This is a genomic window from Neisseria sp. HMSC31F04 (genome assembly GCF_001807735.1).
Classification (GTDB): domain Bacteria; phylum Pseudomonadota; class Gammaproteobacteria; order Burkholderiales; family Neisseriaceae; genus Neisseria; species Neisseria elongata.
Window position 1 is genome coordinate 1 of sequence record NZ_KV790771.1, and the last position, 5544, is coordinate 5544.

Annotated in this window: 4 protein-coding genes; 3 read left to right on the forward strand and 1 reads right to left on the reverse strand. The window is 49.9% G+C overall.

Translation table 11 applies throughout. The features are described 5' to 3' along the window. Window positions 1-164: 164 nt before the first annotated feature. Window positions 165-1631 (forward strand): ESPR domain-containing protein, encoded by a 1467-nt coding sequence (locus HMPREF3107_RS12485; protein ID WP_246828562.1) that lies wholly within the window; start codon window positions 165-167, stop codon window positions 1629-1631. On the opposite strand, the gene HMPREF3107_RS12490 is transcribed toward HMPREF3107_RS12485, so the two are convergent. Beyond that, window positions 1628-2047 carry a hypothetical protein gene (locus tag HMPREF3107_RS12490; RefSeq protein ID WP_246828563.1) on the reverse strand — a complete coding sequence of 140 codons (420 nt, stop codon included), beginning with the start codon at window positions 2045-2047 and terminating at the stop codon, window positions 1628-1630. The two genes, HMPREF3107_RS12485 and HMPREF3107_RS12490, sit on opposite strands and share 4 nt — an antisense overlap. Between HMPREF3107_RS12490 and HMPREF3107_RS12495 the strand changes: the two genes are divergently transcribed. Then, the gene (locus tag HMPREF3107_RS12495; RefSeq protein WP_246828564.1) at window positions 2036-4684 is read left to right on the forward strand and encodes an autotransporter family protein; all 2649 of its coding nucleotides are present in this window, start codon (window positions 2036-2038) and stop codon (window positions 4682-4684) included. The two genes, HMPREF3107_RS12490 and HMPREF3107_RS12495, sit on opposite strands and share 12 nt — an antisense overlap. Before the next feature lie 54 nt (window positions 4685-4738). After that, the gene (locus HMPREF3107_RS02085; RefSeq protein ID WP_070452835.1) at window positions 4739-5275 is read left to right on the forward strand and encodes an OmpA family protein; all 537 of its coding nucleotides are present in this window, start codon (window positions 4739-4741) and stop codon (window positions 5273-5275) included. Window positions 5276-5544 lie beyond the last annotated feature (269 nt).

Consider the following 5544-nt stretch of genomic DNA (forward strand, 5'->3'; position numbering starts at 1 on the left):
TGGTGTGGAATTTAGGGCTAATCTAGTACAGCCCCTATTATTTTTAAAAATTGCCAATCACATGATAAAATTTGTGGTTATTTTATTTTGCAGAGGTTTGGAAGTTGCCAAACTTCTTGCAAATCTTTACCGTTTCGACACATGTCACAATTGGAGCAATATCGATGAATAAAATTTATAACGTTGTATACTCGGAAGAGCACGGCACTTGGGTGGTGTGCTCCGAACTGGATAAACGCGGCCGCAAAAAATCTTCACGCACGAACACCGGCAAACTGCTGGCATCTGCCGCCATTATGGGTGCAAGCTTGGCCTCCCTGCCGGCGCAAGCCTCTACTTGCGGCGACGGCAGTACAGTCGCCAGCGGCGGAAGCTGCGACATGGGCGTTTATACCGCAGCCGCAAACGACAACAAAGTTGGCCAGGCTTTGGTAACCGGTGGTGATACTGTTACCTTAACATCACCCGATATCAACAACATTACCGGTAATAATAATGACCGCTCTATCAGAAGTGGAAAATTAAGCGAACTGTTTACAGATCCCGCCATTCTTGCGGAATTGAATCAGCGCGAGCGCCTGCTTGCCAACCAAAAAGGTCGCACAGTCAATGTAACAGACCCAGCAACCAATAGTAACCAAACCGTAAACGTTTACAACAACGTTAAATCTATATCTGCAGCAGATGTTCAAAGTACTGTATCAACGGGTAATGATATATACGTTGATATGCGCTTGGGCACCGCCAATGGCAATGGCAGCAAAATTATTGCCAGCTTAGGTGATCCGGCTGCTACTATGGCAGATGAGACTACTACTCAGAACACTGTAAAAACACTGATTGCTTTAAAAAACTCCCGTTTGGTACAGGCCGAAGACGGCGGGTCGGCAGATTGGGTATCTAAAAATCGCATTTATTTTGAAGAAACTCGTGTAGCTTCTCAAGAGATGGCGATTGGTCAAGTTTTGTTTAAACCGAAAACCGTCACCTTTAATGGAACAAATCATGTATTGAATAACGTACAGGATTTGGTTGACTACAATAATAACGTTTTGATTCCTGCGATTGGTACGCCTGGTTTTGCTAATGCCGGTGAAACACAACAGGCTGCATATGATCGCTATTTCAATGAAGCTGCTGCTACCGAATCGAAGACTTTCCGACAAAATAATCCTATTACCATCCATCCGGACTCCACTCTCCCTATCGGTGAGCGCTGGGTGTTGGCCGCAACTGGTGCGGGTTCCACTGCTACCATCAAAAATGGTGGACAAATTGACGTAAGCCCTGGTTTAGAGTCAAGTAACGGTGGCGGCATGCTGGCAGAAAACGGTGGTAAAGCAGTGATTGAGGAAGGTGCGCAACTGTCCGGCCGTTTCAACAGTCTGACCGTACGTGATGCAGGCAGTACAGCAATCAACAACGGTGTAATTTCCGGTGGTTTTTTTGCGTCTGATAATTACGACACAACCCAAGCCAGGCAGACAAATAAAAATGACTACTACTCTTTGTCTACTACTATTAATGCAACCAATAGCGGCAACTTCGAAAATAATGGCATCATCAACCTTGCCGGCTATACCTATCAGGGCTATACGCATAACAACTATGCACTTCGCGTAAATAATTAAATAATAATGCCACGGCAACCAATAAAGCCGGCGGTATTATCAATGTAGCCGTAAATAGTTCGCCAAACAGCGGTATTACCGGCGTACGTGTAGAGCAAGGCGGTACATTTAATAGTGAAAAAGACAGCCAAATCTTTATCGGCCGCGCAGCACAATACGACAAAAACGCACCCACTAAGCTGATCGGCAATGCTACCGACCAAGTAGGTATTTTGGTGAATGGTAGCAATGCTGTTGTTAATCACGATGGTAAGATTACCATTGGTGAACAGACCCAAGGTGCTACTGCAATCCGCGTAGGTAAAGACAGTACGGCTTCGACAGTAGTTAATTTGGGCACAGATAGCGTCATCAATATCGAGGGTAAGGCAAGCGGTGTTGGCGGTGCACAACCAAAACAAAACGTGGGTATTCAAGCACAAAACTCCGGTGCAGCTCAAATTACCAATGCTGGCACCATCAACGTAATCGGCACTAATGCAGTCGGCGAAAACGTGGTGGCCGAGGCAGGACGCACAGCAAAAATCACTAATACCGCCACCAGCAAAATTACGGTAGAAGAGGCATCTGCCAACCTGGTGACCCGCAATTACGGTATTTATGCTGATGGCCAAGGTACCGGCAAAGCCGATGTGGTTGCAGACGGCACATTGACCTTGAAAGGTGACAACGTTATCGGTGCGCACGCACGCGGCAATTCAACCATGACCGTCAATTCGGGCATGAAAGCCGTATTCGACAACTCCACCAATGCAAAAAACCAAATTGCCTACCACATCAATGGCGGTAATGCGGTTGCTGAGGTTGCCGCTTTGACCAATAGTACCGACATCACTACCGAGAACTCCACTATGTTCCGTGCAGATGCTGGCGGTACCGTCAATGCAACTGATCTCACCGTTACCGCATCCGGCAAAGAAGCCGTGATTTTGGCTAGTGATGGTGCTGATGCAGCAGGTAAAGCTTCTGCTGTTAATGTGAATAATGGTACTTATAACCTGACCGGCAGCGGCTCTAAGGTGGCCTTGGTATCCGGTGGTGCAACAGCTAGTCTGAAAGGTACGGCTAATGTTGCGGACACTGCCACCAATGCAACTATTGGTGTGGCAGATGGTAAAAACCACGGTTTGAATAACCAAGCAGTTGCCGGTAGTTCACCTAATAATAAAACCAAACTGGTTTCTGAGCTGAACACCACTACCAACGCAGCTGGTGTAACCGGATACACTGCACAAAACAGCGGTACAGTGGACTATTCAGGTAACCTTGATCTGAAGGGTGCCAACAGCGTTGCCGTACAAACGCTGAATAACGGTACAGCCAACCTGAACAACGCAACGGTGAAAGCCAATGGTGATGCTTTGCGAGCCAATGCTGGCAACAACACCATCAACGTTAATGGTGGCACGGTAACTGGCACCACCAACGTATTTAACTCAGTTGCCGGCACCAACTCACTCGTTGCCACTAATGGCGCGGTGTTGAATGGTGTTATGTCGCTGGCAGCAGGTACTTCTTCCGTAGAGCTGGCTAACGGCACCACTTGGAACAATACCGGCAATTCCACCGTAACCAGCCTGGATAATGCCGGCACCGTAGCCTTTGCTACACCGACTACCGCTGCTGTGGGCAACTACAAAACCATCACCGTAAACGGCGACTACACCGGCAACAACGGTAAATTGGTTGTCAATACCCTGTGGAACAGCGATGCGGATAAAGACTCCGACCACTTGATTATTAAAGGTGCGGCCAGCGGTAAAACTATTGTCAGCACGCCAAACGGCATTATCGGCAACATCACGAAAACCACTGCACAGCAGTTCTCTTCTGATGTGGTAACCGTAGAGCAGCCTGCAGCCAATGCCGCAGGTCAGCAAGTTGGCCAACCGGATGGCAACGCTGTCTTTACAGGTACTGCCGACACCACCAATGCCGGTCAAGCACAATTGGTATTGAAGAGCACCGCGGGTGGTAAGAATGTGTATGCATGGACGTTGTACGCTACTCCAGCACCAGCACCTGCTCCGGCTCCAGGACACTATATTTTCGCACCCGGTGTATCAGCATATACGCTGATGCCGCAAGTAAACCAAGAAATTGGCTATAACACGTTGTCTGCTACATTGCACGAACGCCGTGGCGAAAACCAAATAATGGCTTGGGATGAGTGTGCAACCTGCGGCGACCAGGCCAAAGGTCAAACTTGGGCGCGCCTGCTGGGTCGCGGTCTGAACAGCGAAGGTAAAGAGCGTTTCAACTTTGAAACCAAAATGGGCGGCGTACAAATCGGCCATGACTTTGCCATCCGCCGTAACGATAAAGGCGGTCATAACCTGACCGGCGTGTTTGCGGCATATACCCATGCGACAACCGACTTCTTCGACCGCTACCGTGCTATCGGCGGCGTTGTGGTGGACGATAAATTCACCGGCGAAGGCAAAACCGATGCCGTATCTTTGGGCGTGAGCAACACTTACTACGCACAAAACGGCAGCTATCTGGATTTGGTTGGCCAAGTAAGCTGGCTGCGCAACAACTATAAAGCCCGTGATTCCGTTTCCGTGAAACAAAACGGTTGGGGTGCAGGCCTGTCTGCCGAAGTTGGTCGTCCGTTTGCCTTGGGCGAACGTGCCGAAAACGAGGGCGGCTGGATGATTGAGCCGCAAGCTCAGTTGATGTACCAATATGTGGGCCTGAAAAACTTCAACGACGGTATCCGCCAAGTAGAACAAAACGGCCAACACGGTCTGCGCGGTCGCTTGGGTGCACGTTTGGCCTACAATGCGCCAAACAGCAACCTGCGCACCAACACGTTCTATGCTGTTGCCAACGTGTGGAATGATTTCATCAAACCGCGCAACATCCACATCGGTGCGGACTCTGTCAGCGAGAAACGCAACACTACGTGGGGCGAGCTGGGCTTGGGCGCACAACTGCCGCTGAGCAAGAATGCCTACCTGTACGGCGATGCGCGCTACGAACGTAACCTGGGTGGTGCAAAACGCGACGGTTACCGTGGCACAGTCGGCTTCAAATACACTTGGAAATAACCCCCACCGTGCAGGCTGCCTTATTTAAGGCAGCCTGCCCAAAGGAAACCATCAATGAAAAAAATATTTTTATTTGCTGCCCTGGCAGCTTGCTTAAGCACTCCCGCATTGGCCAAAGATTACATTCACAAATGGTGTGCGCCTGAAGAACCTGCGGCTCCCGTTATGGTGGCGCCTGCACCAGCACCTCAAGTTGAGCGTATCAATCTGGCCGCCGATGCCTTGTTCCAATTTAACCGCTCGTCTGTGAAAGACCTGCTGCCGCAAGGCCGCGCAACATTGGACGAACTGGCCGCCCGTCTGGTCAGCCGCCAAGCGCACATCGACAGCATTGCCTTGGTGGGCCATACCGACCGCTTGGGCAGCGAGCAATACAACTACAACTTAGGCTTGAAACGTGCAGAAACCGTGAAAGCCTACTTGCAGGAAAAAGGCGTGCAAGACCCTATCAGCACCCGCAGCGCCAGTGAAACGCAACCGGTTACCACCAACTGCCACGGCACCCGTGCAACAGCGGCTTTGAAAGTCTGCCTGCAACCTGACCGCCGCGTAGTGGTGGAAATCACTGGAACAACCTCTGTCGCGCAATAATCGCGTGCTCAAATCCCTTGGCTTGCTTTTGCTTGAGCCAAGGGATTTTTATTGGAATTGAAAAGCAGCCTGCAACTCACTCAACACACTTCATCACATCATGCAAAAACACCTCATCTGAGACCTTTGCAAAAAAGCCTTTCCTCCGACAGCCGAAACCCAAACACAGGTTTTCGGCTGTTTCCGCACCTAATTGCGCCTGATTTTACCCAAATCTCCCCTTAATCCTCCCCGGACGCCCGATAATCAGGCATCCGGGCCGCCTTTTA